A 24,729-nucleotide genomic window follows, 5' to 3' on the forward strand; every position below is an offset into this window, starting at 1 on the left:
AGTCCGAGGCCGGACCACCCTTCCGGCCTCCCCGCCCCGACGAGAAAACCGCGGTCCACAGCTCCGGGCCGACCCCGACCGGCGAGGCAGCGGGCCCTCCCTCAGGGCCCGCCCCGAACGACCGCATGCGGAACGCGACGCCGGCCGCAGGACCCCTGAACCAGGTCCCGGCCGGCACGGCGCACCGCCGCCCCGCGAGTGCGCCCCCGCCACGCGAACCCCTGCCGCCGCAGCGCGAAGCACCGCCATCGCGGCAACTCCGCCCGTACCCGGGCATTACCGATGCAACGCCGCGAATCACATGCGACGCTTGCGGTGTGTCCCGCTTGAGGAGCCTCGCCGTCGCCGCGGCCGTCACCGCCGCGGTCCTGCTGTTCGCGCTCGCGGTCCCCCTCCTGAACAAGGCCGTCTCCCCCGCCGTCGACGTCGGCGGCGAGCGGTTCACCCTCGCGGACGGCGTCACCGTCACCGCCCCCGCCGACACCCTGATGCGCCCCGGCCACTACCGGCCCGAGTCCGGCCGCGCCGAGTTCCTCGTCGGCGGCGCCGAAGTCGAGATCGCCGTCGCCGGACCCTACGGCTTCGACGCCGAGTACCTGGCCGACGAGATGGCCCGCCTCCTCGAAGTGCAGCCCGGCGTCCAGCTCACCGAGCCGCGCGACTGCGCCGCCGACGGCGTCGAGGGCGCCGGCCGCGGCTTCGTCACCGAGACCGGCGCCGGCTTCGCGTGCGCGTTCGTCCACGACGACACCCGCGCCGAGGTCACCGCCCGCGGCGCCTCCCTCGACGCCGCCACCGTCGACCGCATCGACGCCCTCATCGCCCGGGTCTCCTTCGGGGCCGCCTGATGCGCCCCGACCCCGCCTCACCCGCCCAGTGGACGGCCGCGCTCCTCATCGGCGCGGCCGCGATCCTGCTGCTGTACAACACCCTCCCGGTCGCCCTCGCCTACCCGCGCGCCGGCGCCACCGCCCTGGTCCTGTTCTCCCTCTTCGCGCTCCCGTTCTGGACGATGCGCCGCCGCCTCGCCGACCGGCTCGCCCTCCCGGGCGCCGCGCTCCTGCTCGGCCTCGCCTGGGGCGCCACGGTCGCCGTCATGACCTCCCTGTTCGGCTCCCGCGCCCTCCACGGCCTCCTCGCGACCGCCCGCGGGCCCGCCTGGGCCGAGCGGTGGGCGCCGGTCCTCGCCGCGCCCGTCGTCGAGGAGGTCGTCAAGGCCGCCGGCGTCGTCCTCGTCGTCGCGATCTTCTGGGGCCGCCTCCACGGCGTCCTCGACGGCATCGTCCTGGGCGCCTTCTGCGGCGTCGGCTTCCAGATCGTGGAGGGGTACGCGTTCGCGATGTCGAGCACGGTCGTCAACCGCGCCGGCGACGCCGTCGCACCCGTCGTCGCCGTGTTCGTCGTCCGCGGCGTCCTCGCGGGGCTGTGGAGCCACGCGGTCTTCACCGCGATCGCGGGCGCCGGGATCGCCTACGCCGCCACCAGGAGGACGCGCCGCGCCGCCTGGGCCGCGGCCGGATCGGTCGCGGGCGTCATCGTCCTGCACGCGGTGTGGAACTCGCCGCTGCTGCGCGACGGCCTCGGCCTCGGGGCCCTCGGCGTCCTCGGCGGCGTCATGCTCAAGGGCCTGCCGGCCGTGCTCGTCGTGTGGTGGCTGGTGCGGTGGGCGAAGCGGACCGAGGGCCCGGTCGCGGTGCACGCGTAGCAATGCCGCCCGGGTCTGAGCGCGCGGTACCCCGACGGCATTGCCGTTGCCCGGCCGCGGCGCCGTAAGCGCGCGCTCCCTCGCGGCCCGCATGACGGGCGACCGGTCCGCGGTCGACGCGACGGTGGATGGCGCGAGCCGCGTCGTCGTGTTCCTGGCCGGCCGCACGGGGGCGGCCGCGCGGTAGGCGATCGGTCCCGGCACCGGCGGTGAGCCGGACCCGGAGGCCCGTCCGGTGCCCCGCCGCGGTGACCGGCGGGGTTGGACCCGGGGCCGCCGATCCTTCGGATCGGTGCCGACCGAGCATCGTGAAGTTCTCTCAACTCCCACGCTAGCAGCGGCGGGGCCGTTTGTCACCGACTCGGGAGTTCGAATCGTCCCGCTTCGTCGGTCCCGATGAGGCCGTCCTCGATCAGTTGCGCGACGGCCTCGTCGACCATGCGCCGGTCGGTCCAGACCGCGTCGATCCGGGCCCGCTCGACCGGCCCGTCGGCGTCCCGCAGCAGCGCCATGATCTCGCCGCGCACGTGCCGGTTCGTGCCCTTGTAGCGCTGGCGCTTGCGGCTCGGGCCGGCGGGGAGCTCCTGGCCGGAGAAGCCGCACGCGTCGGCGACGGGGCAGGCGCCGCACTCGGTCTTGCGGGCGGTGCACACGAGCGCGCCGAGTTCCATGAGCGCCAACGAGACCCGTGCGGCGGTGGCGGGGTCCTCGGGGAGGAGGGACTCGGCGGCGGCGAGGTCGGCCCTGGTGGTGGCCGCGCCGGCGTCGCTCCTGCCGCCGAGGCGGGCGACGACGCGGCGGACGTTCGTGTCGACGACGGCGTGCCGGCCGCCGTAGTGGAAGACCGCGACCGCGGCGGCGGTGTAGGTGCCGATGCCGGGGAGCCGCTCGAGCTCGGCCGGGTCGGAGGGGACGGTCCCGCCGTGCTCCTCGGCGATGATCGCCGCGCACTCCTGGAGGCGCAGGGCCCGCCGCGGGTAGCCCATGCGGCCCCATTCGCGCAGGACGTCGGCGGTGGGCGCGGCCGCGAGGTCGGCGGGGGTCGGCCACCGCTCCATCCACGCCTCCCACACGGGGGCGACGCGGGCGACCTGGGTCTGCTGGCTCATGATCTCGGAGACGAGGACGCCCCACGCGGTGGTCCCGGGCCGGCGCCAGGGCAGTTCGGTGCGGTTGTGGGCGTCGAACCAGGGGAGGAGGCGCTCGGCGAGCAGGTCGGGGGAGGGCAGGGCCGGTTCGGCGGTCTCGGTGGCGGCGCGCATGCCCTCCATTGTCGGCGCGGGGTCCGACATCGCCGGAAGCGGGCAGCCCGCATGGTCTTCGGAACACTGGGCCCCGGTGCAAACCCTGGCACGGGGGTCCGACATCCCGGTCCGCCGCGGGCAGGTCCGCCGGGGCGGCCGGTTCCGGCGGTTTCCGGGCAGGGGCGACTCCGCGGCGGGCGGTGTCGCGGGCCCCCGGTCCAACACCCTGGCACGGGGGTGCGACGGTTCGGGCCGGGCCGCGACCCGTCCGGGGGACGGTGTGATGCGTGTCATTCCGCTGCGGCGAGGGCGGGCTGCGTTAGCGTCCCCGCGTGGAGGGTTTCAAAGGCAGGTTCGTGAAGGGCTCGGAGCCGGAGTCGGTCTACTGGAAGCGGCGCGCGATCGTGGCGGGGGCCGTGCTCGCGCTCGTCGCCCTCGTGGTCGTCGGCCTGAACGCGCTCGGCGGCGGCGACCGGGAGGCGGCCGGCGAGGCCGATGCGGCCCAGCAGGAGTGGACGCCGCCCGAGCAGGACGCCTCCGCGCCGCGGCCCTACATCCCCGAGCCGACCGAGTCGCCCAGCGAGTCGCCGTCCCCGACCCCGCCGCCGGTCGAGCCCTGCCCGGCCGAGGAGCTCATGCTCCAGGTCGTGGCCGCGTTCGACGAGGTCCGCTCGGGCGCGGAGGTCCCGGTGAGCGTCCTGGTCGCCAGCGGCGCCGACACGCCGTGCACGGCCGACCTGCGCTCGGTCGCGGTGGAGCTCGCGGCCGGCTCCGACGTCGTCTACTCCACCGCGCACTGCGAGACCCCGCAGGGCGAGGAGGTCGAACTCAGCGGCGGCGCGGGCCAGACCGTCGAGTTCACGGTGGACGGCCTCGCCTCGGAGGAGGGCTGCCGCGGCGCGCGCCGCGAACTGCCCGCCGGCGACTACGAGCTGCGCGCCCGCCTCGGCGACGCGGTCTCGTCGCCCGCCGCGCTCCGCCTCACCTGACGCGCTTCACCCGGCGCCCGGTCACAGGTACCGGTCGAGGATCGACACCTCGGCGAGCCGGGTCAGCGACTCCCGGATGCTCTGCGCCCGGCCGGGGCCGACGCCGTCGACGTCCTGGAGCTCCTCGACGGTGACGCCGAGCAGCTCCGGCAGCGCCCCGAACCGGTCCACGACCCGCTCGATCACGGCCTCCGGGAGCCGCGGCACCTTCGCAAGCATCCGGTACCCGCGCGGGCTCACCCGCCGGTCGAGGACGTCCGGGGCGTTCGGGTATCCGAGCGCCCGCGCGACGGCGATGAGGTCGAGCAGTTCGGGCGAGCTCATCTGGTCGACGGCGTGCAGCGCCTTGCGGTGGTCGGCGTCGTCCGGCAGGTAGTCGCGGACGACGAGCTCCCGGTCGGTGTCGACTCCGGCCATGAGCTCGTCGAGCTGGAGGGCGAGGAGTCGCCCGTCGGTGCCGAGCTCGATCACGTGCCCTTCGACCTCGTCGGCGATGTGCCGCGCCATCTCCAGGCGCTGGAGCACGGTGACGGCGTCGCGGATCGTCACGAGGTCCTCGATCTCGAGGCTCGACAGGCTCGCCGCGACCTCGTCGAGGCGGAGCTTGTACCGCTCCAGCGTCGCCAGGGCCTGGTTCGCGCGCGAGAGGATCTGCGTCGACGGCTCCACCAGGTGGTGGATGTCGCCCATGTACAGGCCGATCGTGTGCATCGACTGGCTCACCGAGATCACGGGGAACCCGGTCTGGATCGCGACGCGCTCGGCCGTGCGGTGCCGGGTCCCCGACTCGTTCGAGTGGATCGACGGGTCCGGCATGAGGTGCACGCCGGCGCGCACGATCCGGGAGCCGTCGGTGGTGAGCACCACCGCGCCGTCCATCTTGCACAGCTCGCGCAGGCGCGTCGCCGAGAACTCGATGTCGATCTCGAAGCCGCCGGTGCAGATGCGCTCGACGACAGCGTCGCAGCCGACGACGATGAGCGCGCCGGTGCGGCCGCGCAGGATGCGCTCCAAGCCGTCGCGGAGCGCGGTGCCGGGCGCCATGGTCGCCAGGGTCGCGCGCAGGCCCTCGTCCGGGATCGACGCCACGGGTACCCCCAATGCTGGACGGTCCGCCGGCGCTGCCTGGCCGGGCGGTTGAGGCGACCCCGCGCGACCGGGCCGGAGTCCCGGCTCGCGAGCGCCGCCGCGTCCGGCGGGGGTCGGATCGCCTCCAGTGTACGGATCGGCCGCGCGAGGCAGGGACCGGCATTTGGGGCAAGCCGCACATCCCGCCTGGTGGCGGGCACCCGGACCCTCCTGTTGCGATGGGGCCGATGGGGTTTCGCCGGCGGCGAACATCCGTCCCGGGCCGCCGCGGGCGCGCTTCAGAGCCGGTCTACCACCTGCACGTGCCCCGGCGCGAACGACGCCAGCCGGGCCAGCAGCTGCTGCGGCTCCGGCGCGAAGTCCTTGCACCGCACGGCCAGGTCGAATCCGGCGACGAGGCCCTCGGTGGCCCGGTTCGCCTCCCGCAGCACCGACCGCCCGATGAACCCGGGCCGGTCGGAGCCGCCCCGCCCGAGGTACACGTCGGCGGCGAACAGCAGGTAGGAGGTGCCGCGGCGCTTCGAGCCGACGTGGATCGCCGCCAGCTCCTCGATGTTGCTCCACGGGATCATCAGGGCCTTCCCGAAGCTGGGGCGCACCCGCAGGCCGAAGTGGTTGACCATGAGTTTCGGCGGCCGCACCAGCGGCACCAGGAAGCACGCGGCGCCGATGAGCGCCATGACCGTGAAGAACCCCGGCAGGGCCGCGACCGGGTTCGGCTCCCCGGAGTCGAGCCGCGCCGGCTCGGTGTGCACGAGCCAGAACAGGGCCGCGATCCCGGCGGCGCACGCGCCCGCGTACAGCGCGAGGGACGAGATGCGGCGGGTGGGTGAACTGCGCTCGACGACGACCCATTCCGAGCTCCTGCGCACGGCTCACCTCCGATCCGCAACTGTAGTCAGCCGCGTCGAACCCCGCCACGGCCGAGCGGACGCGGCCTCGCATGGACTGGCCGGTCTCCGCAGCGGACCGGCGACCGCGGGCGGCGGATGCGTCGTCACGAGGGCGCGCCGACCTCGCGCCGCCCGCCTCCCGAGTCCGCGCCCGGCCGGCCGCGAAGCGTCCCTCACCGTGCGGCCGCCCGCCTCCCGGGAACGACCCCGGTCGGCCGCGAAGCATCCCTCACCGAGCGGCCGCCCGGCGAAGGCCAGGCGAAGCGGACCCGCTGGGCGGCCACGCGCCTCCCGGGAACGGCCCCGCCCGGCCGGCCGCGAAGCAGCCCTCACCGTGCAGCCCTCACCGTGCGGCCCCGCCGAGCAGCCGCCCGGGAAGGCCAGGCGAAGCGGCACCGACCCCAGAGCCGGACCGGGCCCGCGCTACCGGCTCACGTCCTCCCCCAGTGGACGGTGGTGCCGGCGAGGCGGGAGCGTTCGGCGGCGAACGCCATGCGGTGGCTGTCGAGGGACGCCTCGAGGTCGGGCGCGGCGCGTTCGCTGCGGCCCTGTTCGAGGGCGGTGACGAACGCGTCGACGAGGGCGTCGTCGCCACCGGAGTGGCCCCGGTGGTCGGGTTCGCCGGTCGCGGTGACGGGCCCGGCGTGGACCTCGAACACGCGGTGGCCCATGGGCTCCCGCGTGTACGACCGGCCGGGCCGGGCCTCGGGCAGGTCGGGGAGCGATGCGGCGGGCGAGAACAGGTCGATCTCGAGGCCGCCGGTGCGCAGGTTCCCGGCGATCTCCCCCGCGGTGCCGGTCAGCCGCACGGTGCGGGTGTTCTGGCCGGTGAACGCCGAGGTCGACAGGACCGCGGTGAGGCCGCCGGGGAACTCGGCGACGGTCTGCTGGTGGTCGACGACGTCGTTGTCGCAGTGGAAGACGCAGCGCCCGTAGGGGCCGTGGCGGAGCGCTTCGAGCCGGCCGGCCGGGGTGGGGTCGTCGCCGAGGAGCGCGACGGGCCAGCCGTCGGTGCCCGCGAGGGCCTCGGCGTAGTAGCGGGGCGCGTAGAACGGGCACGCGTCGGCCGCGGGGCAGCCGTCGAGGCAGTGCGAGGGCGCGCCCGCGGGGGCGTGCTCGGGCCGGAAGTACGCGAGCGAGCCCGAGGACGACACGGTGGCGGGCGGCTCGCCCGCGAACCAGCGGATGACGTCGAGGTCGTGGCAGGTCTTGGCGAGGACCATGGGGCTGGAGGCGGCGAGGCTGCGCCAGTTGCCGCGCACGTACGAGTGCGCGTAGTGCCAGAACCCGATGTTCTCCTCGATGCGGATGGTGACCAGGCGCCCGATCGCGCCCGAGTCGGCGAGGCGCCGGATGGTGCGCCAGAACGGCTGGTACCGCATGACGTGCCCGACCCAGATGTGCGCGTCCAGGTTCCGGGCCGCGGCCGCGAGCCGTTCGAGGTCCTCCTCGGTGGTCGCGGCGGGCTTCTCCAGGAGGATCGGCAGGCCGTGCTCGGCGGCGGCGAGCGCGGCCGGGACGTGCAGCCGGTCGGGGAGGGCGATGACGAACGCGTCGAGGCCGGTCGCCGCGGCGTCCGCGACGAGGTCGCGCCAGTGCCGGTACCGGTGCGCCGCGGGGACGCCGGCGCGGTCGCCGAGGCGGTCGCGGCGGTGCGCGACCGGGTCGGCGACGGCGGCGACCGCGGCCCGGTCGGGGTGTTCGAGAGCCCAGCGCCCGTACGCGTCGGAGCCGCGCGCGCCGGCCCCCAGGATGCCGAGGCGGATCATGCCCTCACCCTTTCTCCGCGCCCGACGTCAGGCCCGTGACCAGGAGCCGCTGCGCCAGGAAGAACCCGGCGACCACCGGGACGGTAATCGCGATCGACCCGGCCATGAGGACCGTGGTGGGGACCGAGAACTCGGTGAGCTGCGCGATCCCGAGCGACACCGTCCACCGGTCGCGGTCGGCGACGAGGAACAGCAGCGCGAACAGGTACTCGTTCCAGGCGATCATGAACACGTAGAGGGCGGTGGCGGCCACGCCCGGGAGCGCCATCGGGAGCACCACCCGGCGGATCAGGGCGAGCCGCCCGCATCCGTCGATCATCGCCGCCTCCTCCACAGAGGACGGTACCGCGACCAGGTAGGTGCGGAGCATGTACAGCGCGACCGGCACGGTCTGGGCGACGTACACGAACACGAGCCCGGCGAGGCTCCCGGTCAGGCCGAGCCGGCTGAGGAGCACGAACAGCGGCACGGCCAGCACGATCCCCGGCAGCAGGTACACGCCGAGGAACACGACGTTGACGGCGTTCCGCCCGAAGAACCGCAGCCGCACCGCCGCGTACGCGCCGAGGACGCTGAGCACGATCGCGAGCGCGGCCGTGGCGAGCGCGACCTGGAGGGAGTTCCACATGTTCCCGCCGAGCCCGTACTCGGCCATCGCGGTGGGGTAGGACGCGAACGTGAGCTCGCCGGGCGCCGGGAACAGTTCGAGGGGTTCGGAGACGACGGACTGGAACGGCCGCAGCGACAGCAGCGCCCCGTACAGGAGCGGCCCGGCCGTCACGGTCACGGCGACGGCGATGACGGCCCAGCGCAGGACGCCGAGCACGCGGTCCTCGGTGCTCCTCATGCCTTCTCCCGCTTGATCATCCAGGCGTACACCGCGACGACGCCCAGGAGCATCCCGGTCATGAGCAGGCCGGTGGCGCCGGCGGTGCCGATGTTCGCGCGGACGACGAGCTCGGTGTAGACGCGGACGGCGAGGACCTCGGTCCCGCCGGCGCCGCCGGTGAGGAGGTAGATGTCGTTGAAGTTCTGGAAGGACCACAGGAACCGCAGCACGGCCAGGAGCGCCATGACCCCGGCGAGCTGCGGGAGGAGGAGGTGCCAGAACACGCGGGTCTTCCCGGCGCCGTCGATCTGCGCGGCCTCCTCGATGTCGCCGGGCACGACCTGGAGGCGCGCGGTGATGAACAGGAACGCGAGTGGGAACGTCTTCCACACCTCGAACGCGATCACGGTGGTGAGCGCGACGGGGACCTCGACCGGGCCGAGGTCGCGGCTGGTCGTGGTGAGGAACGCGATCGGCTCGCGCCAGCCCAGCCACTCGGTGCCGACCGCGTTGACCAGGCCGTAGCCGGGGTTGAGGAGCGTCTTCCAGATGGTGGCCGCGGCGACCACGGGCAGCACGTACGGCACGAGGACGAGCGCCCTGACGAGTCCGCGCCCGCGGAAGGGCCGCCGCAGGGCGAGCGCGACCGCGAGCCCCACCAGGACGGCTCCGGCCGAGGACGCCCCGGCGTACACGACCGTGGTCCCGGCGGCCGACCAGAACCGCGGCGAGCCCCACACGGCCGCGATGTTGTCGCCGGTGAAATCGAGCTCGTCGAGGTAGAGGCGGGGGATGTCGACCAGCCGCACGTCGAGGAACGCGAACAGCACCACCGCGAGGAACGGCAGCACCGCGAACCCGAACACCACGAGCACGGTGGGCGCCACCAGGAGCCGGCCTTGCAGGTCCTCACGCCGCGACATCGTGAGCGGTTTCCGCCGCCACCGGTCCGGTCCAGGCCCCGACCGGGCGCTGGCCGGCCCGGCGCGGCCGACTCCATCGGCACCCGACTCGCCGGGCACACCAAGGACCGTCGCATTCGCTGGGAAAGGGCCCCCGGTCTCAACAGTGCCAGGCGGGTCCGACACCGCTCCGGTGCCGGTGTTCGAATCCCGGTCCGAACCGCTGGGCATGCCAAGGGCCTTCGCAGGCCCTGGGGAAGGCCCCCCGGTCTCAACAGTGCCAGGCGGGTCCGACACCGCCTCGACGCCGCTGTTCGAATCCCGGTCCGAACCGCCGCTGCCGTCCGAGGGAGCCGCCGGCGAGACGGGAGCACCCGAAGAAGCCGAGGGCACACCGGAAACGCGTCGGGCCGCCGGGGAAGGGCCCCCGGTCTCAACGGTGCCACCGGGGGCCGACACCGGTGCGGGGCCGGTGTTCGAATCCGGGTCGGGCCTCCCGGGTTCCGGCGCGGCCATCAGCCGAGGTCCTGCTGCGCCGCCTCGACCGCGGCCGCCATGTCCACGGCCACCTCCGCGGGGTCGGCGCCCTCGAACAGCGCCTCCGCCTCGGTGGCGAGGATCGTTTGGGAGAACACGATCCCGGCGAGCTCGGCGTCCGCGGTGCCCCAGCCCCAGCGGGTGAACTCCTCGGCGCCGGCGGCCATCCGGTCCACGAGCTCCGGGCCGTACACCTCGGCGATCGACACCTGCTGCGCGTCGTCGTTCCCGAACGGCAGCTCCGCCCACGCGTCGAGGTACTCGGTCGACCCGGCCTCGGGCCCGGGCCGGACCGGGATGCGGCCCTCGGTCGCCGAGGCGAGGTTCTCGACGTACCCGTCGGAGAGCATGTACTCCACGAACGTCTTCGCGTCCGCGGTGTTCGCGCCCGCCGGGATGCCGTAGTTCGTGGTCTGCCCGTACACGGCCGGCGTCTCGGTCCCGTTGCCGGTGAACGTGGTCAGGTACGCGGTGTGCTCGGCGAGGAACCGCGGGTCCTCCGCGCACTCGGCGCACGTGACCGGGTTGTCGACGTCGAGCCCGGCCGCCTCGTCGACGAAGTGCGACGAGAACAGCACCATCGCCGCCGACCCCGACAGGTACGCGGCCCGCGCCGCCTCGACGTCCACTTGCGCCGGTCCCGCCGCGGCTGCGAGCCGCTGGTAGGTCGCGAGACCCTCGACGCACTCGGGCGAGTCGATCGCGACCTCGCCGTCCTCGGCCAGCCGACACCCGAACGGCAGCAGCATCGACTCGATGCCCTCCTGCGTGTACACGTCGCCCGGCGTCGTGCCGATCGCGATGCCCGCCAAGCCGTCCGCCTGGAGCGCCTCCGCGGCGTCGGCGAGGTCGGCCACCGACTCGGGCGGCTCCAGCCCGGCGGCCTCGAACAGGTCGGTGCGGTAGGCGATCATGTGGCCCCACCCGTCGGAGGGCACGGCGTGCAGGGCGCCGTCCACGGTGACCATGTCGAGTGCGGCCTGCGAGAACGTGTCCGCGCCGAGCGCGTCGACGACCTCCTGCGGCGCCTCGTCGTCCAGCAGCCCCTGCGCCGCCCAGGCCGCGGTGCTGGACGGGTTGTGCGCGATGACGTCGGGCACGTCGCCCGAGGCGGCCCCGGTGACGAGCGTCTGTCCCATCTGGTCGGGCTCCAGCGGCACCATCTCGACCTCGATGCCGGTGGCCTCGGTGAACGCGTCGATCACCGGCTGCTGCGCCGCGATCCGCTCCGGGGTCGTGTACGGGGTCCAGAAGACGATCGAGCCGTCGCCGTCCTCGGTCTCCTCAGGGCTGCACGCCGACGCGGCGAGCACCAGCGTCGCGGCCGCCATGCAGGTCATCATCGTCCTCATAGCCGCTCCTAAGGGGCGAATCGGCGCGAACAGCATCCAATCCGCACTATAGCGGCCGAGGGTGGTCGAACGGTACCCCTGCGTGTGCGGAGAGGCGTGCCGTCTCAGTCGCCGTCGAGGTCGGTGCGCTGGCGGACGACCTTGAGTTCGGCGCCGTCCCAGTGCATCTCGTAGAGCTTGCCGCGGGCGTTCGTGAAGGGACGGTGGAGGACGAGGAGGAGTTCGCCGGCGAAGGAGGTGAAGAGCATGCCGTGGCCGGAGTCGCCGCGGACGAGGGGTTCGCGCTGCTCCCAGGGTCCTTCGAGGCGGCCGGTGCGGGAGGCGGCCCAGGTCTGGACGTAGTCGCCGTCGATGCCGCCGCCGGTGAGGCGGTTCTTCTCGTAGGTGGACCAGAGGCAGACGAGGGCGTCGCCGAAGCGGTGGAGCTGGGGGCCGTCGGTGACGTAGGGGGCGATCTGGTGCGGGACGCCGGCGGGGAGTTCGCGGGTGATCCAGGAGGCGTCGGAGCCGCGGAAGAGGACGACCGGGTCGCCGTCGACGGCGTCCAGGGTTCGGTTGAGCGGGAACGCCTCGACGGTGCCGTCGATGCGCTGGAGCCATTCGTTGGCGTACACCATCCAGGGCCGGCCGTCGTCGCCGGTGAAGAGCGTGCCGTCGAGGGTCATGAGCTCGGCGGGGAGGATCGGCGCCGCGGGCCGGAGCATCCGGAAGGGACCGGTGAGGTCGTCGGCGACGGCGACGACGGTGGAGCGGCGGTAGTTCACGACCGGGAACGGGGTCCCGTACTCGCCGGGCCGCGGCACCGGGAGGGGCGCGTCGGTGTCGTGGAGGGTGGTGAAGAGGTACCAGCGGCCGTTCCAGCGGTGCACTTCGGGCGCCCAGGCGCCGTGGACTGCCCAGGGGGCGCCCTCCTCGGCGACGAGGAAGACGGGGACCGGCTCGGCCCAGTCGCGGAGGTTCGGGGAGCGGTAGACCATCGTGCCGACGCCGGGGGTGCCGCTGGAGTCGAGGTTCGAGGTGTAGAGGTGGTACAGCCCGGACTCGGCGTCGGCGACGATGAAGGGATCGTGCAGCGGCATCTCGGGGAGGCGCAGCGGGAAGGCGGTGGGCTCGCTCATGCCGCAAACGCTATCAAGGCGGGGCCGGGGCGGGAACCGGCGTTTTTTCGACCCGCGCCGCGCGACGATGTCACAAACCCCCGGCGCACCTTGTCTCAGCTGTCGACGGGACGGCACCGGCCGCCCCGCGGAACCGGAGGTTTGCAATGAAGATCGCTGTCATGGGCGGTACCGGGCTCATCGGATCGCAGGTCGTCAAGTTCCTCGGCGACGCCGGGCACGAGGCGGTGCCGCACTCGCCGTCCACGGGCGTCGACCTGATCAGCGGCGAGGGGCTCGCCGCTGCGCTGGAGGGCGCGGGGGCGGTCGTCAATCTGACGAACTCGCCGACGTTCGACGAGGCGTCGATCGAGTGGTTCCGGACGAGCATGGACAACCTGCTCGCCGCCGCGGCCGAGGCCGGGGTGGGGCACGCGGTGGTGCTGTCGATCGTCGGCGTCGACCAGGTGCCGGACCTGGACTACTACCGCGCGAAGGTGCTGCAGGAGGAGGTGCTCAAGGCCGGGCCGGTGCCTTACTCGATCGTGCGCTCCACGCAGTTCTTCGAGTTCGTGCCCGCGGTGATGTCGTGGACGTCGGACGAGCACACGGTGCGCCTGCCGGACACGCGCGTGCAGCCGATCGCGTCGGAGGACATCGCGCGGGCCGTCGCCGACGCGACCGCCGGCGCCCCGCTGCGCGGGACCCGCGACGTCGCCGGGCCCGAGGTGTTCACACTCGACGAACTCGGCCGGATCACCCTCGAAGCCAAGGGGGACAAGCGGAACGTCGTCGTCGACGACACCGCTGGCATGTTCGCGGCGGTCAAGGGCGACGCCCTCATCGCCGGCCCCGACGCGGTCCTCTCATCGCTCACCTACCGCGAGTGGCTCGCGCGTTAGCGCGCCGCGGCCCGCGCGGCGCAGGCCGCGCGGGCCGAAACCGACCTGAGCGGTCCGCACTTGCCGGGCCGTCTTCGGGGCGCGATACTCCTGCCGGATGCCGGATGCCGGATGCCGGATGCCGGATGCCGGATGCCGGATGCCGGATGCCGGATGCCGGATGCCGGATGCCGGATGCCGGATGCCGGATGCCGGATGCCGGATGCCGGATGCCGGATGCCGGATGCCGGATGCCGGATGCCGGATGCCGGATGCCGGATGCCGGATGCCGGATGCCGGATGCCGGATGCCGGATGCCGGATGCCGGATGCCGGATGCCGGATGCCGGATGCCGGATGCCGGATGCCGGATGCCGGATGCCGGATGCCGGATGCCGGATGCCGGATGCCGGATGCCGGATGCCGGATGCCGGATGCCGGATGCCGGATGCCGGATGCCGGATGCCGGATGCCGGATGCCGGATGCCGGATGCCGGATGCCGGATGCCGGATGCCGGATGCCGGATGCCGGATGCCGGATGCCGGATGCCGGATGCCGGATGCCGGATGCCGGATGCCGGATGCCGGATGCCGGATGCCGGATGCCGACCTGTCTGCGGCATCGACTGGGCGATTCGGATCGAGTGGGGTTGCCGCGCCTCGGTGCCGGGGTTCGATGGCGGATCGTCCGGCTATTGCGGAGAGTCGCAAGGGGGAGGGCCCCTCCCCCCCCCGCCCCCCACCCTGCCCGCCCTTGGTTGTTCAGTCTGCGAAGGCGCCCAGTTTTTCTGGGGCCACGAGCCACAGGACCTGGTCGATGCCCTCGTCGGTCGCGTCCACCGTGAGGGCGGCGTAGACGGCGCCGTCCCGGCGGAGCACGGCCCAGGTTCGGCCGGCGAGTTCGGTCCGGTGCACTTCCACGTCCTCCCAGAGCCAGTCGATCGCCACGAGGAACTTCGCGACCCGCGCGGCGCCCACCAAGTGCTTGCGGGCGACCTTGGCCGCGCCGTTCCCGTCGGAGGTGTTCACCACGTCCGCCGCGAACAGCCGCTCCAGTTCCGCCATGTCCCCCGACCGGGCCGCCGCCATGAACGCCTCCAGCAGCGCCCGCTGGCCGTCGCGGTCCGGCCGCGAGCGGCGGCCGTCCGCGATGTGCCGGCGCGCCCGGCTCACCAGCTGCCGCACCGCCACCGCCGAAGTGCCGATGATCTCGGCGATCTGGTCGTACGCGTAGTCGAACGCCTCGCGCAGCACGTACGCCGCCCGCTCGTTCGGCGACAGCCGCTCCATCAGCAGCAGCGTCGCGTACTCCAGCGCCTCACCGCGCTCCGCGCCCAGGTACGGGTCCGCGGCCGCGTCCACCGGCTCCGGCAGCCACGGACCCACATAGGTCTCGCGCCTCGCCCGCGCCGACTGCAACGCGTTGATCGACAGCCTCGTCGCGATCGTCGCGAGGAACGCCCCCGGCTCGGCCACCGACTCCCGGTCGTACGCCTGCCAGCGCAGCCACACCTCCTGGACGAGGTCCTCGGCTTCGCTCGCGCTGCCGAGCATCCGGTACGCGATCCCGAACAGGCGCGGCCGCACCGCCGTGAAGACGGCGGCCGCCCCGTCGAGACCGCTCCCGCGCTCCGGCTCTCCGATTGCCACCCGGCAATCTAAGCGCATCCGAGCGCTCCCGGCGTCCGGGAGTGAGCGCCGCCTCGCGGCGCCCGCGGCTCCCGCGGCGGCCCGGTCAGGGCGTGAGGACCACCTTGCCGCTCACCTCCCCCGCGACGGCCCGGTCGTGGAGGGCCGCCGTGTCGGCGATCGGGAGGCGCTCGGCCACGTCGACGTGCAGCTCGCCGACGTCGACCAGGGCGACCAGTTCGGCCAGGCTCGCGCCCTCGCCCCGCACGTACACGTGGCCGACGCGGACGCCGCGCCCGGGCCGCTCCGGCCCCGGTGTGGTGGTGCTGGTGAAGGCACCGCCGTCGGCGACGAGGTCGACCAGGGCGGCGGTGTCCTCGGGGCTGGAGCGGACCAGCTGGAGGACCGCGTCGAAGCGCTCGCCGTGGAGCGCGTCGAGGACCGGCTCCCGGGTGTGGTCGACGATCCGGTCGGCGCCCGCGGCCTCGACCCGGTCGCGGCTGCGGGGGCTCGCGGTCGCGGTGACGACCGCTCCGGCCCGCTTGGCGAGCTGGATCGCGTACCCGCCGACGGCGCCGCCGGCCCCGTTGATGAAGAGTCGCTGCCCGGCCTGGAGGTCCAGGTCCTCGACGAGGGCCTGCCGGGCGGTGAGGCCCACCGCGGGGAGGGCGGCGGCGTCGGCGAGCGGCACCGCGGTCGGCGCGGCCGCGAGCGCCTCGGCCGGGACGGCGACGTACTCGGCGGCCGCGCCGGGCACCGCGTTGGGGAGGAGGGCGACGACCGCGTCTCCGGGCTTCCAGCCGGTGACCCCGGGGCCGGTCTCGGCGATGACGCCGGCGACGTCGATGCCGGGGGTGTGCGGGAGGTCGAGCGGCATCACCTCGGTCAGCATCCCCGAGCGGAGGGCGATGTCGAGGAAGTTGAACGAGGTGCCGGCGACCTGGACGACGACCTGGCCCGGGCCCGCGACGGGCCAGGGCGCGTCTTCGAGGGCGAGGACTTCGGTGCCGCCGTAGGAGTGGTAGCGAACGGCTTTCATGGCTTGCTCCTTCACGCATTTGCTTTGAATTCGAAGTTTCTGGGCTCAACTGTAGATTGCTTTGAATTCGAAGCACAAGGATTTCAAGGGTGACGGTCGACACATTGCTTCGAATTCGAAGCAGGTAGGATTCGGGGGTGACCGGCCCCGACTTCGACCTCAGCCAGCTCAAGCTGCCCGAGCCGCAGCAACTGGAGGCGTACTTCGCGCTCACCGAGGCCGTGAGCCTCCTCCAGCACCAGGTCGAGCAGCAGCTCCGGGCCGAAGGCGGGATCAGCACCGTCCAGTTCCAGATCCTCATGGCGCTCAACGGCGCCGGGCAGCTCACCATGACCCAGCTCGCCGACGGCGTCGTCTACAGCCGCAGCGGCCTCACCTATCAGGCCGGACTCCTCGAGAAGGCCGGCCTCGTCACCCGCGGCCCCAGCCCCGAGGACGAGCGCGCCACCCTCGTCGCCATCACCCCCAAGGGCCGCGACACCGTCGCCAAGGTCCTCCCCGGCCACATCGAGGTCACCCGCCGCCTCCTCTACGAGGCGGTGCCCGCCGCCGACCTGCGCCGCCTGCGCGACATCATGTCCCGCGTCCGCGACCACATCCGCGAAGAGCCGCCCCGCTCGGCCGCGCCCCGCCGCCGCCGGACCTCATAAGGATGGAGTCCGGGGATGGTCCCGGAGACGCCGCGAGGGGCGCCCCACGGCACCCCTCGGCAGCGGAAACGTCAGATCATCGGGTGGCGGATGATGTTCTCCTCGCGGCCCGGACCCACGCCGACCACGGACACCCGGGCGCCGCACAGCTCCTCGAGGCGCTCGATGTACGTCTGCGCGTTCCGCGGCAGCTCGTCGAACTTCCGGCAGTGCGAGATGTCCTCGAACCAGCCGTCGTGCATCTCGTACACCGGCTTCGCGTGGTGCACGTCCGTCTGCGTCATCGGCATCTCGTCGACGCGCTCGCCGTCCACCTCGTAGCCGACGCAGATCGGGACCCGCTCGAGCTCCGAGAGCACGTCGAGCTTGGTCACGAACAGGTCCGTGATGCCGTTGACGCGCACCGCGTACCGGCCCAGGACCGCGTCGAACCAGCCGCAGCGGCGCCGCCGCCCCGTGGTGACGCCGTACTCGCCGCCCTTCTTGAGCAGGAACTCCCCGAACTCGTCGAACAGCTCCGTCGGGAACGGGCCCGAGCCCACGCGCGTCGTGTACGCCTTGATGATCCCGATCGAGGTCGTGATCTTGTTCGGCGCGATGCCGGTGCCCACGCACGCCCCGCCCGTCGTCGGGTTCGAGGACGTCACGAACGGGTAGGTGCCGTGGTCCACGTCGAGCATCGTCGCCTGCGCGCCCTCGAGGAGGACGTTCTTGCCCTCCTCCAGCGCCTTGTTCAGCAGCAGCCGCGTGTCGGCGATGTACGGCTTCAGGCGCTCCGCGTAGCCCAGGTACTCCTCGACCACGGCCTGCGGGTCGATCGCCTTGCGGTTGTACACCTTCACGAGGATCTGGTTCTTCTCGCGGAGGATCTGCTCCAGCTTGATGGAGAGGATCTTCGGGTCCAGGAGGTCCTGCACGCGGATGCCCTGGCGGGCCACCTTGTCGGCGTACGCCGGGCCGATGCCGCGGCCCGTGGTGCCGATGCGCGCCCCGCCCAGGTAGCGCTCGACGACGCGGTCGAGGGCCCGGTGGTGCGGCATGATCAGGTGCGCGTCCGCGGAGAGCTTCAGGTTCGAGACGTCGACGCCGCCGGCGGTCAGCTCGTCGAGCTCGGAGATGAGGAACTTCGGGTCGACCACGACGCCGTTCCCGATGACCGGGACCACGCCCGGCGTGAGGATGCCGACCGGGACGAGGTGGATGGCGTACTTGGTGCCGTCAGGGGTCACCACCGTGTGGCCGGCGTTGTTCCCGCCCTGGTAGCGGACGACGTAGTCCATCTCGGCCCCGAGCAGGTCGGTGACCTTGCCCTTGCCCTCGTCGCCCCACTGCGTTCCTACGACCGCGATCGCCGGCATGTGCCCATCCTCCCGGGAAGTTGATCACCCGATTACTTGATAAGCCTACTGGCATTCGTTTATCTGGGGTAACTGCAGCCCTGAGCACTATGAGGCGGGTCCCCGTCACACCGTAGAGTCGAGCGGGTGAACGTCGTCGTGTTGACACTCGTGGAGTCCGACTGCTCGAACCCGGGGCCGCGCACCCAGGCGCTGCACCTGGCCGACGAGCTCAAAGCCCGCGGCGCGACCGTGCGCACCGTCGAGGCCCGCACCCCCGAGGAGATCGACGCCGTCGTCGAGGACCCCGACGAGCGCATCGTCCTCGCCGCCGACACCGACGAGCAGGTCAACGCCGTGCTCGCCCGCCTCACCCGGCTCGCCCTGCCCGCCCCCAGCAAGCGCCCCGAAGGACTCCCCGACGGCCGCACCGTCCCCGACCTCCCCGCGCTCGCCGTCCTCCCGCTCAGCGGCACCCCCGGCATCGTGGTCCGCCTCGGCCTCCCCGAGAAGCCCGCCGACGTCGCCGAGGCCGTGGCCTCCGGCACCGTCAAGCGCACCGACCTCATGCGGCACGACGGCGGCGGCGTCGCCGTCGACGGCGTGCGCCTCGGCGGCGGCGACCGGCCCTGGCGCGGCGTCGTCAACCTCGACGACGTCGTCCTCGCCGACGGCAGCGAGCAGATCCTCGCCTGCGTCGTCGCCAACGCCGACGGGTACGCCGCCGCCGACGACATGGTCCTCGCCGAACCCGACCCCGCCGACGGGAAGATCGACGTCGCGGTCGCCGTCCCCGTCACCGTGGGCCGCTTCAGGAAGCGCCTGCGCATCGAGGTCCGCCGCGCCAAGGGCCGCGCCGTCGCCGTCCACCCCGCCGACAAGGTCACCTACATCCAGGACGGCCTCGCCGGCGAACTCGGCCGCAAGCGCACCTGGTGGATCGAGCCCGGCGCCGCCGGCTGGTACGCCTGAACCAGGGTCCCGCGCAGACGCCAAGCGCCCGAACGGCATCCCGTGCCGGCCACCGCGCCTCCCGTGCCGTATCGACCGCTGTGCCCGACCTCGCCACCTGATCGAAATCCGATCGTTATCTGGGTGAGGCATGCTGGTCAGCGCCCATAAGGCAGCGTTCTCGAATCGACAGCCCGGGTGCTGACCCGGCGACGGCGAACATGGAGGTGGCGTGCAGTGGCGGCGGAGTACTCGAGTTTCGTGGCCATCGGCGACAGTTTCACCGAGGGCGTCGGCGACCCCGACCCCCACGGCGACCGCGACCGCGGCTGGGCCGACCTCTTCGCGGTGCGCGCCGCCGAGCAGTGGCCCGGCTTCGCCTACGCGAACCTCGCCATCCGCGGCCGCCTCTTCGACCGCATCGTCGACGAGCAGGTCGTCCCCGCGATCAAGCAGAGCCCCGACCTCGTCTCCTTCGCCGCGGGCGGCAACGACGCGCTGCGCCCCGGGTTCAACCCGGTCCAGCTCGCCACCCGCGCCCACGAGGTGGTGCGCCTCTTCAAGGCCTCCGGCGCCGAGGTCGTCCTCTTCACCTGCGCCGACGTGACCCCGCACATCCCCGGGATGGCCATGCTCCGCAAGCGGTTCATCACCACCAACGACGCCTACAAGAAGGTCGCCAAGCGCCACGGCGCGATCCTCGTCGACCTGTGGGCCGACCGCGCCTTCGACGACCCCCGCCTGTGGTCCGTCGACCGCCTCCACCTCAACACCCTCGGCCACCAGCGCGTCGCCCACGACGTCTGCCTGGCCCTCGGCGTCGAGCCCGACCCGGCATGGCTCGCCCCCCTCCCCGCCGTCCCGCGCCCCCGCCGCGAGATGAACGGCGTCCAGTGGGCGGGCAAGCACCTGGCCCCCTGGGTCAAGCGCCGCCTCACCGGCAAGTCCTCAGGCGACACCGTCCACCCGAAGCGCCCCGAACTCACCAAGGTGAAGTGACCTCATGGCCATCATGTTCAAACTCCTGGCCGTCATGGTCGTCATCCTGACCTGCGCCTTCTTCTTCGGCCTCCTGTTCAGCAAGGGCCGCCGCCGCTAGGCCGCGATGCGCGGGGCGAAGTCGATGACCAGATCGACCTCGAGTGCCGCCGCGAGCCGCTCCAGCAGCGGGATGGTCGGGGTGACCCCGCCGCCTTCGAGCCGCGAGAGCTGCGGCTGGGTCATGTCGGCCCGTTCGGCGAGTTCGACCTGGCTGAGCCCGAGCTCGGTACGGCGCTCGTACACCATGCGGCCGAGCAGGAACGAGCGCCGGGCCGCTTCGTACTCCTCGGAGTGCGAGCCGGAGCGTCGCCACACGGTGTGATCCCCTGACCTGCGCATCACTTCTCCTCCATGTCCCGATCGTAAACGGCGACGGCGTGGTCGTGCCACGACTCGCACTCGATCTGCGCCTGCCGCGCCCGCTCCACCTCCGAGCGCTCGCGCGGCCGGGTCTTCGCGAAGACCGTGAGCAGCACGATCCGCCGCTCCGGCGCGAGCCAGTAGGTGAGGCGCACCTGCCTGTGCGGCAGGTGGAACCGGAGCTCCCGCAGCTTGCCGCCGAGATGCAGCGAGTAGGGCTCGCCCAGCTCGCCGCCGAACTCCGCGAGGAGGTCGCCGTAGAACTCGACCCGGTCGTACTCGGACCTGGGGAGCGTCTCGAGCCACTTGCGCACCTCGGGCTCCAGCTCGATCGAGAAATACCCTTCCATGCATTCGACGGTATATGCATTCGATGGTATAGCTCGTGAGCGACATGCGCAATCGGTTCGAGCCGATCCGGGGGTGGGCGTGGCGGTCGCGGCGGAGACAGGGCATCATGGTTCATTGTGGGACTCCTCCAGCGTCTGTTGGGGCGCCGGGACACACCTGATTCAGTGCCAGATCCCGCCGCCCAACCCGAACCTGCCAACGAGCCCGAGACGCCGCCCGAGCCCGGCGCGTCCTCCGGGGCTCTCGACGATGCCGCCCCCGAGAACGGCCCGGACCCCTCGCCGGTCCCCTTGGAGGAGGACAGCATCGCTCCCGCAACGCCCGTGACCGGACTCCGGCTCGTGCCCGACCTCGAACCCGAGACCCCCGCCCCGGAGCCCGCCGCCCCGGCGCAGCCGGAGTCGTCCGACGCGATCTTCGTGCCCGAGCGGCCCCGCCGGGAACTGCTCACACTGGACAAGCCCGAGCCGCCCAAGCCCGGCACCGGCCGCGACGAGATGATGCCCCGCATCGACTCCGAGGACCTCGACATCGCCGGGTCCCCGCGCGCCGACCTGCGCGCCGCCGGGCTCGCCGTCCCGAAGATGCACCAGCTCGTGCGCCGCGGCGACACCGCCATGTGGGCCTTCGGGGTCCGCGCCTCCGAGGCGCTGCGCTGGTGGCTCGACATCCGCCAGGCCGCCGAGCAGACCGGCTGGATGCCGGTCCTCCTCGGCCCGCCCGAGGAGTGGCGCGACAACGGCGAGGCGATCATCCACGAAGGCGACGACGAGCTCGCCCGCGCCGACGAGATCGACGCCGCCGAACTGCTCCACGAGAAAGGCGCCGAGGCCGGCGAGCCCGCCCGCGGCGTCCCGATCCTGCCCCGCCGCGGCGACTCCGACTTCGCCACCCCGCAGCACGAGGGCCTCCTCGGCCTCGTCGCGACCGACGCCGGCTGGAAGATCCCCGCCATGTTCCCCTGGAAGGGCTCCACCAACTGGGAGCTGTACGGCGCCGAGCACGCGGCCGTCCTCCGCAGCTGGAACCGCCGCTTCGAGGCCGAGCTCGTCGCCATGACCTACGACGTCGTCGAGCTGTACGTGCCGCACCCGCCCGCCCGCGAGGAGGCCCTCGCGGTCGCCTCCGAGGCGTACGCCTACTGCCCCGACCTGCTCGACTCCGGCGTCCCCACCCTCGAGGACCTCGCCGAGCACATGATCAGGTCGAAGGCGTGGTACTTCCGGTGGACGTAGTCCGGCCGGAAGCGGAAGTGGAGCCGGTGGACGTAGTCCGGCCGGAAGCGGAAGCGCAGCCGGTGGACCCGGCCGGGCCGGAGGCCCCCGGCACGGCGATCCTCTACTGAGGACCTTCCGGGGCCCTGCGCACCGCCTCCATCCGGGGGGCCAGGCCGTCGAGGAAGCGGTCGAGGAGGTAGCGCATGGACTCGTGCGCGCTGATGTCCCACGCCGTCTCGTCGGCGAACACCGTGATGCGCGGGTACCGGCCGGAGGCCACCGCCTTCTCCAGGTACGGCGCCTGCATCTTCCACCACTCGCTCTCGGTGGTCTCGGGCGCGTCGTCCGCGCTGTCGCCCAGGAGGTACTGCCGCGCCGTCCCCGTCACCAGGTTCATGACCGCCGTGACGACGAGGTTCTTCTCGCGGTCGGGCAGGTCGTGCCCCTCGAAGGCGGACAGCGCGAAGTCGTACCCGGCGAGCGAGTCCGGCCCCAGCACCGGCCGGCGCTGGTTGATCTCCAGCAGCCACGGGTGCGCCTCGTAGACCTCCCACGTGCCCTCGGCGAGCAGCTCCAGGCCCTCGCGCCAGCCCAGCTGCGACAGGTCCGGCTGGATCCCGTCGAAGCGTGAGATCCGGTCGACCATGAGGTCGATGAGCTCCTTCTTGCCGGGGACGTACCGGTAGATCGTCATCGCCCCGACCCCGAGCTCGGCCGAGACGCTGCGCATCCCGAAGCACGAGCCCTCGCGGTCGGCCACCGCGATCGCGGCCTCCACGATCCGGTCCACGGTCAGGCGCGGTTTCGGCCCCGGCCGGCTCGGCTGCGCGCCGTACTCGCGCCAGAGCAGCTCCAGGCTGCGTTTGGGGTCGCCCGCCCCCGTCTGTGGTGTCGCCATAGGGGCCTCATGATATCGCGCTTGCTAACCGGGTACAGCGTATGCTATTACTGAGTACAACGTACCCGATTCAGGGAGACCAGGCAATGACCACCACGACAGTCGAGGCCGCCGGCCTCGGCAAGCGATTCAAGGACACGGCGGCCCTCGACGGCTTCGACCTCGTCGCCGAGTCCGGCACCGTGCTCGGCCTCCTCGGCCCCAACGGCGCCGGGAAGACCACCACCGTCCGCATCCTGACCACCCTGCTGCGCTTCGACACCGGCCGCGCCGCCGTCGCCGGGTTCGACGTCGCCAAGGACGCCCGCCAGGTCCGCCGCCGCATCGGCCTCACCGGCCAGCAGACCGCGGTCGACGACCTCCTCACCGCCCGCCAGAACCTCGTCCTCTTCGGGAAGCTGTTCCGGCTGAACAAGACCCGCGCCCGCGAGCGCGCCGACCAACTCCTCGCCCAGTTCGGGCTCGCCGACGCCGCCGACCGCCAGGCCAAGGGCTTCTCCGGCGGCATGAAGCGCCGCCTCGACCTCGCCGCGAGCATGATCCTCGCCCCGCAGGTGCTGTTCCTCGACGAGCCCACCACCGGCCTCGACCCGGCCGGGCGCCGCGAGGTCTGGGACGCCGTCTCCGGCCTCGCCGCCGACGGCACCACCGTCGTGCTCACCACCCACTACCTCGACGAGGCCGACCGCCTCTGCGACCGCATCGCCGTCATCGACCACGGCCGCAACCTCGTCGACGACACGCCCGCCGGGCTCAAGCGCCGCATGGGCGCCGACCGGCTCGAGATCGTCGCCGCCGACCCGGTCGACCTGCCCCTCCTGGAGCAGGTCGCGGCCGCCGTCGCCGACGGGGACGTCGCCGTCGACGAGTCCGGGCCGAGCGTCTCGGCCGCCGTCAAGGACCCCGTCGCGGCCCTCACCGCCGCCGCGACCGCATTGCAGGACAAGCGGATCGCCGTCGCCGACATCGGCCTGCGCCGCCCCACCCTCGACGAGGCCTTCCTCGACCTCATCGGCCGCCCCGACCCCAAGGAGGACGCACAGTGACCGCACTCGCCCCGCTCCCCGACGAGACCCTCGCCGGACGCGTGAAATGGACCCTCCACGACTACCGCGCCATCGTCGGCCAGGAGTTCACCCACCTGTGGCGCCAGCCCGCGAACTTCCTGTGGGCCCTCGGCTTCCCGATCGTCATGGTGCTCCTGTTCGTGTACGTCTTCGGCTCCGCCATGGACGTCACCGGCCAGGGCGCCGGCGTCGACTACGTCGCCTACGCCATGCCCGGCATGTTCGCCATGACCATGGCCTTCGGCTTCACCAACACCGCCTGGGCGGTCGCGGACATGAAGGAGAAGGGCTTCATCGACCGCGTCCGCTCGATGCCCATGGCCTCCTCCGCGGTCGTGGTCGGCCGCAACCTCGCCGACACCATCCACGCCGTCCTCGACCTGCTCGTGCTCTTCCTCATCGCCCTCGCCATCGGCTGGCGCAGCGGCGGCACCGCCTGGGAGACCCTGGGCGCCTTCGCCCTCCTCATCTGGCTGCGGTTCGCGCTCATCTGGGTCGGCATCTGGATGGGCCTGCTCGTCAAGGGCGTCGAGCAGGCCGGGAACCTGTTCGCCGTCGCCTTCCCGTTCGGCATGGTCTCCTCCGTGTTCACCCCGCCCGAGCTCATGCCCGGCTGGCTCGGCGCCATCGCCGCCTGGAACCCGGTGTCCGCCACCGCCACCGCCATCCGCGAGCTGTTCGGCAACCCCGTCGCCGCCGGCGCCTCCTGGCCCGAGCAGCACGCCGTCCTCGCCGCCGTCGTGTGGCCGCTGCTCATCACCGCGGTCTTCCTGCCGCTCGGCGTGCGCCGCTTCCGCGACCTCGGTCGCTAAGCGCCCGAAGGAAACCGGGAAAGACGGGCCCGCGCTCGACGGCGCGGGCCCGTTCCGCCTGTGTGACAATCGAGGCACGACCACCTCTGGA

25 protein-coding genes are annotated in these 24,729 nt (G+C 72.9%); 10 read left to right on the forward strand and 15 right to left on the reverse strand.

Translation table 11 applies throughout. The features are described from left to right. The first annotated feature begins 317 nt into the window (after positions 1 to 317). Together EIW28_RS22480 and EIW28_RS22485 are read left to right on the forward strand one after the other, a co-directional pair. Positions 318 to 848, forward strand: coding sequence for a hypothetical protein (locus EIW28_RS22480; RefSeq protein WP_125249962.1), 531 nt, complete (start codon positions 318 to 320; stop codon positions 846 to 848). Then, a complete protein-coding gene (locus EIW28_RS22485; RefSeq protein ID WP_125249963.1) occupies positions 848 to 1,705 on the forward strand; it encodes a PrsW family glutamic-type intramembrane protease in 858 nt (285 codons plus the stop codon). The genes EIW28_RS22480 and EIW28_RS22485 overlap by 1 nt, the downstream gene beginning before the upstream one ends. Positions 1,706 to 2,058: 353 nt before the next feature. Here the strand turns inward: EIW28_RS22485 and EIW28_RS22490 are convergent, their stop codons facing one another. Beyond that, positions 2,059 to 2,967, reverse strand: a complete 909-nt coding sequence (locus tag EIW28_RS22490) for an HhH-GPD family protein (protein ID WP_232014155.1) — start codon at positions 2,965 to 2,967, stop codon at positions 2,059 to 2,061. A 314-nt stretch (positions 2,968 to 3,281) separates the two neighbouring features. Between EIW28_RS22490 and EIW28_RS22495 the strand changes: the two genes are divergently transcribed. Next, positions 3,282 to 3,938, forward strand: a complete 657-nt coding sequence (locus EIW28_RS22495) for a hypothetical protein (protein ID WP_125249965.1) — start codon at positions 3,282 to 3,284, stop codon at positions 3,936 to 3,938. A 21-nt stretch (positions 3,939 to 3,959) separates the two neighbouring features. On the opposite strand, the gene disA is transcribed toward EIW28_RS22495, so the two are convergent. From disA to EIW28_RS22530, 7 genes are all read right to left on the reverse strand, one after another. Continuing rightward, entirely contained in the window at positions 3,960 to 4,982 is a 1,023-nt protein-coding gene (gene disA, locus EIW28_RS22500; RefSeq protein ID WP_408612238.1) for a DNA integrity scanning diadenylate cyclase DisA, read from the reverse strand. A gap of 323 nt (positions 4,983 to 5,305) precedes the next feature. After that, positions 5,306 to 5,899, reverse strand: coding sequence for a hypothetical protein (locus EIW28_RS22505; protein ID WP_125249967.1), 594 nt, complete (start codon positions 5,897 to 5,899; stop codon positions 5,306 to 5,308). A 452-nt stretch (positions 5,900 to 6,351) separates the two neighbouring features. Further along, the gene (locus tag EIW28_RS22510; RefSeq protein ID WP_125249968.1) at positions 6,352 to 7,689 is read right to left on the reverse strand and encodes a Gfo/Idh/MocA family protein; all 1,338 of its coding nucleotides are present in this window, start codon (positions 7,687 to 7,689) and stop codon (positions 6,352 to 6,354) included. Positions 7,690 to 7,693: 4 nt separating this feature from the next. Next, positions 7,694 to 8,536: a carbohydrate ABC transporter permease gene (locus EIW28_RS22515; RefSeq protein ID WP_125249969.1), complete on the reverse strand. Its 843-nt coding sequence runs from the start codon at positions 8,534 to 8,536 to the stop codon at positions 7,694 to 7,696. After that, positions 8,533 to 9,441, reverse strand: a complete 909-nt coding sequence (locus tag EIW28_RS22520) for a carbohydrate ABC transporter permease (RefSeq protein ID WP_125249970.1) — start codon at positions 9,439 to 9,441, stop codon at positions 8,533 to 8,535. The genes EIW28_RS22515 and EIW28_RS22520 overlap by 4 nt, the downstream gene beginning before the upstream one ends. A gap of 494 nt (positions 9,442 to 9,935) precedes the next feature. Then, complete coding sequence (locus EIW28_RS22525; protein ID WP_125249971.1) at positions 9,936 to 11,309, reverse strand: ABC transporter substrate-binding protein; 1,374 nt, start codon at positions 11,307 to 11,309, stop codon at positions 9,936 to 9,938. A 104-nt stretch (positions 11,310 to 11,413) separates the two neighbouring features. Beyond that, positions 11,414 to 12,427 (reverse strand): family 43 glycosylhydrolase, encoded by a 1,014-nt coding sequence (locus tag EIW28_RS22530; protein ID WP_125249972.1) that lies wholly within the window; start codon positions 12,425 to 12,427, stop codon positions 11,414 to 11,416. Positions 12,428 to 12,573: 146 nt separating this feature from the next. Here EIW28_RS22530 and EIW28_RS22535 point away from each other — a divergent pair, with 146 nt between their 5' ends. Then, positions 12,574 to 13,308 (forward strand): SDR family oxidoreductase, encoded by a 735-nt coding sequence (locus EIW28_RS22535; protein ID WP_125249973.1) that lies wholly within the window; start codon positions 12,574 to 12,576, stop codon positions 13,306 to 13,308. Here the strand turns inward: EIW28_RS22535 and EIW28_RS24420 are convergent. The 3 genes from EIW28_RS24420 to EIW28_RS22550 all read right to left on the reverse strand — a co-directional run bounded on the left by EIW28_RS24420 (position 13,305) and on the right by EIW28_RS22550 (position 15,954). Further along, positions 13,305 to 13,997 (reverse strand): hypothetical protein, encoded by a 693-nt coding sequence (locus EIW28_RS24420; protein ID WP_158630509.1) that lies wholly within the window; start codon positions 13,995 to 13,997, stop codon positions 13,305 to 13,307. The two genes, EIW28_RS22535 and EIW28_RS24420, sit on opposite strands and share 4 nt — an antisense overlap. A 51-nt stretch (positions 13,998 to 14,048) precedes the next feature. Beyond that, the gene (locus EIW28_RS22545; protein ID WP_232014162.1) at positions 14,049 to 14,936 is read right to left on the reverse strand and encodes an RNA polymerase sigma-70 factor; all 888 of its coding nucleotides are present in this window, start codon (positions 14,934 to 14,936) and stop codon (positions 14,049 to 14,051) included. A gap of 85 nt (positions 14,937 to 15,021) precedes the next feature. Beyond that, positions 15,022 to 15,954, reverse strand: coding sequence for an NADP-dependent oxidoreductase (locus EIW28_RS22550; protein WP_125249975.1), 933 nt, complete (start codon positions 15,952 to 15,954; stop codon positions 15,022 to 15,024). 137 nt (positions 15,955 to 16,091) lie between these two features. Here EIW28_RS22550 and EIW28_RS22555 point away from each other — a divergent pair, with 137 nt between their 5' ends. Next, entirely contained in the window at positions 16,092 to 16,604 is a 513-nt protein-coding gene (locus tag EIW28_RS22555) for a MarR family winged helix-turn-helix transcriptional regulator (protein ID WP_232014164.1), read from the forward strand. Positions 16,605 to 16,675: 71 nt separating this feature from the next. Here EIW28_RS22555 and EIW28_RS22560 read toward each other — a convergent pair whose 3' ends face one another. Then, positions 16,676 to 17,962, reverse strand: coding sequence for an adenylosuccinate synthase (locus EIW28_RS22560; protein WP_125249976.1), 1,287 nt, complete (start codon positions 17,960 to 17,962; stop codon positions 16,676 to 16,678). Between the two features lie 126 nt (positions 17,963 to 18,088). Between EIW28_RS22560 and EIW28_RS22565 the strand changes: the two genes are divergently transcribed. Both EIW28_RS22565 and EIW28_RS25510 read left to right on the forward strand, forming a co-directional pair. Continuing rightward, complete coding sequence (locus EIW28_RS22565; protein WP_125249977.1) at positions 18,089 to 18,913, forward strand: diacylglycerol kinase family protein; 825 nt, start codon at positions 18,089 to 18,091, stop codon at positions 18,911 to 18,913. A 216-nt stretch (positions 18,914 to 19,129) separates the two neighbouring features. After that, positions 19,130 to 19,891, forward strand: a complete 762-nt coding sequence (locus EIW28_RS25510; RefSeq protein ID WP_125249978.1) for an SGNH/GDSL hydrolase family protein — start codon at positions 19,130 to 19,132, stop codon at positions 19,889 to 19,891. A 96-nt stretch (positions 19,892 to 19,987) separates the two neighbouring features. Here EIW28_RS25510 and EIW28_RS22575 read toward each other — a convergent pair whose 3' ends face one another. Then, entirely contained in the window at positions 19,988 to 20,272 is a 285-nt protein-coding gene (locus EIW28_RS22575; RefSeq protein WP_125249979.1) for a helix-turn-helix domain-containing protein, read from the reverse strand. Next, positions 20,272 to 20,643 (reverse strand): type II toxin-antitoxin system RelE/ParE family toxin, encoded by a 372-nt coding sequence (locus tag EIW28_RS22580; RefSeq protein WP_125249980.1) that lies wholly within the window; start codon positions 20,641 to 20,643, stop codon positions 20,272 to 20,274. Before EIW28_RS22580 ends, EIW28_RS22575 begins: the two co-directional genes overlap by 1 nt. 165 nt (positions 20,644 to 20,808) lie before the next feature. Between EIW28_RS22580 and EIW28_RS22585 the strand changes: the two genes are divergently transcribed. Then, positions 20,809 to 21,879, forward strand: a complete 1,071-nt coding sequence (locus EIW28_RS22585) for a DUF4253 domain-containing protein (RefSeq protein WP_125249981.1) — start codon at positions 20,809 to 20,811, stop codon at positions 21,877 to 21,879. A gap of 103 nt (positions 21,880 to 21,982) precedes the next feature. Here EIW28_RS22585 and EIW28_RS22590 read toward each other — a convergent pair whose 3' ends face one another. Then, positions 21,983 to 22,759, reverse strand: coding sequence for a TetR/AcrR family transcriptional regulator (locus EIW28_RS22590; RefSeq protein ID WP_125249982.1), 777 nt, complete (start codon positions 22,757 to 22,759; stop codon positions 21,983 to 21,985). Between the two features lie 86 nt (positions 22,760 to 22,845). On the opposite strand from EIW28_RS22590, the gene EIW28_RS22595 reads away from it, so the two are divergent. Together EIW28_RS22595 and EIW28_RS22600 are read left to right on the forward strand one after the other, a co-directional pair. Then, positions 22,846 to 23,805: an ATP-binding cassette domain-containing protein gene (locus EIW28_RS22595; protein WP_125249983.1), complete on the forward strand. Its 960-nt coding sequence runs from the start codon at positions 22,846 to 22,848 to the stop codon at positions 23,803 to 23,805. Then, on the forward strand, positions 23,802 to 24,638 hold the full coding sequence (locus EIW28_RS22600) for an ABC transporter permease (protein WP_125249984.1): 837 nt from the start codon (positions 23,802 to 23,804) through the stop codon (positions 24,636 to 24,638). Before EIW28_RS22595 ends, EIW28_RS22600 begins: the two co-directional genes overlap by 4 nt. The last annotated feature ends 91 nt before the right edge of the window (positions 24,639 to 24,729 follow it).

The organism is Glycomyces terrestris (assembly GCF_003933745.1).
In the GTDB taxonomy this organism is placed as follows: domain Bacteria; phylum Actinomycetota; class Actinomycetes; order Mycobacteriales; family Micromonosporaceae; genus Glycomyces; species Glycomyces terrestris.

Bases quoted from the DNA above. Each gene is read 5' to 3' on its own strand.
- EIW28_RS22525 (WP_125249971.1), bottom strand. From the start codon at position 11,309: ATGAGGACGATGATGACCTGCATGGCGGCCGCGACGCTGGTGCTCGCC.
- EIW28_RS22560 (WP_125249976.1), bottom strand. From the start codon at position 17,962: ATGCCGGCGATCGCGGTCGTAGGAACGCAGTGGGGCGACGAGGGCAAG.
- EIW28_RS22595 (WP_125249983.1), top strand. From the start codon at position 22,846: ATGACCACCACGACAGTCGAGGCCGCCGGCCTCGGCAAGCGATTCAAG.
- EIW28_RS22535 (WP_125249973.1), top strand. From the start codon at position 12,574: ATGAAGATCGCTGTCATGGGCGGTACCGGGCTCATCGGATCGCAGGTC.
- EIW28_RS22590 (WP_125249982.1), bottom strand. From the start codon at position 22,759: ATGGCGACACCACAGACGGGGGCGGGCGACCCCAAACGCAGCCTGGAG.
- EIW28_RS22575 (WP_125249979.1), bottom strand. From the start codon at position 20,272: ATGCGCAGGTCAGGGGATCACACCGTGTGGCGACGCTCCGGCTCGCAC.
- EIW28_RS22530 (WP_125249972.1), bottom strand. From the start codon at position 12,427: ATGAGCGAGCCCACCGCCTTCCCGCTGCGCCTCCCCGAGATGCCGCTG.
- EIW28_RS22520 (WP_125249970.1), bottom strand. From the start codon at position 9,441: ATGTCGCGGCGTGAGGACCTGCAAGGCCGGCTCCTGGTGGCGCCCACC.
- EIW28_RS22490 (WP_232014155.1), bottom strand. From the start codon at position 2,967: ATGCGCGCCGCCACCGAGACCGCCGAACCGGCCCTGCCCTCCCCCGAC.
- EIW28_RS22580 (WP_125249980.1), bottom strand. From the start codon at position 20,643: ATGGAAGGGTATTTCTCGATCGAGCTGGAGCCCGAGGTGCGCAAGTGG.
- EIW28_RS22485 (WP_125249963.1), top strand. From the start codon at position 848: ATGCGCCCCGACCCCGCCTCACCCGCCCAGTGGACGGCCGCGCTCCTC.
- EIW28_RS22510 (WP_125249968.1), bottom strand. From the start codon at position 7,689: ATGATCCGCCTCGGCATCCTGGGGGCCGGCGCGCGCGGCTCCGACGCG.
- disA (WP_408612238.1), bottom strand. From the start codon at position 4,982: ATGGCGCCCGGCACCGCGCTCCGCGACGGCTTGGAGCGCATCCTGCGC.
- EIW28_RS22550 (WP_125249975.1), bottom strand. From the start codon at position 15,954: ATGAAAGCCGTTCGCTACCACTCCTACGGCGGCACCGAAGTCCTCGCC.
- EIW28_RS22515 (WP_125249969.1), bottom strand. From the start codon at position 8,536: ATGAGGAGCACCGAGGACCGCGTGCTCGGCGTCCTGCGCTGGGCCGTC.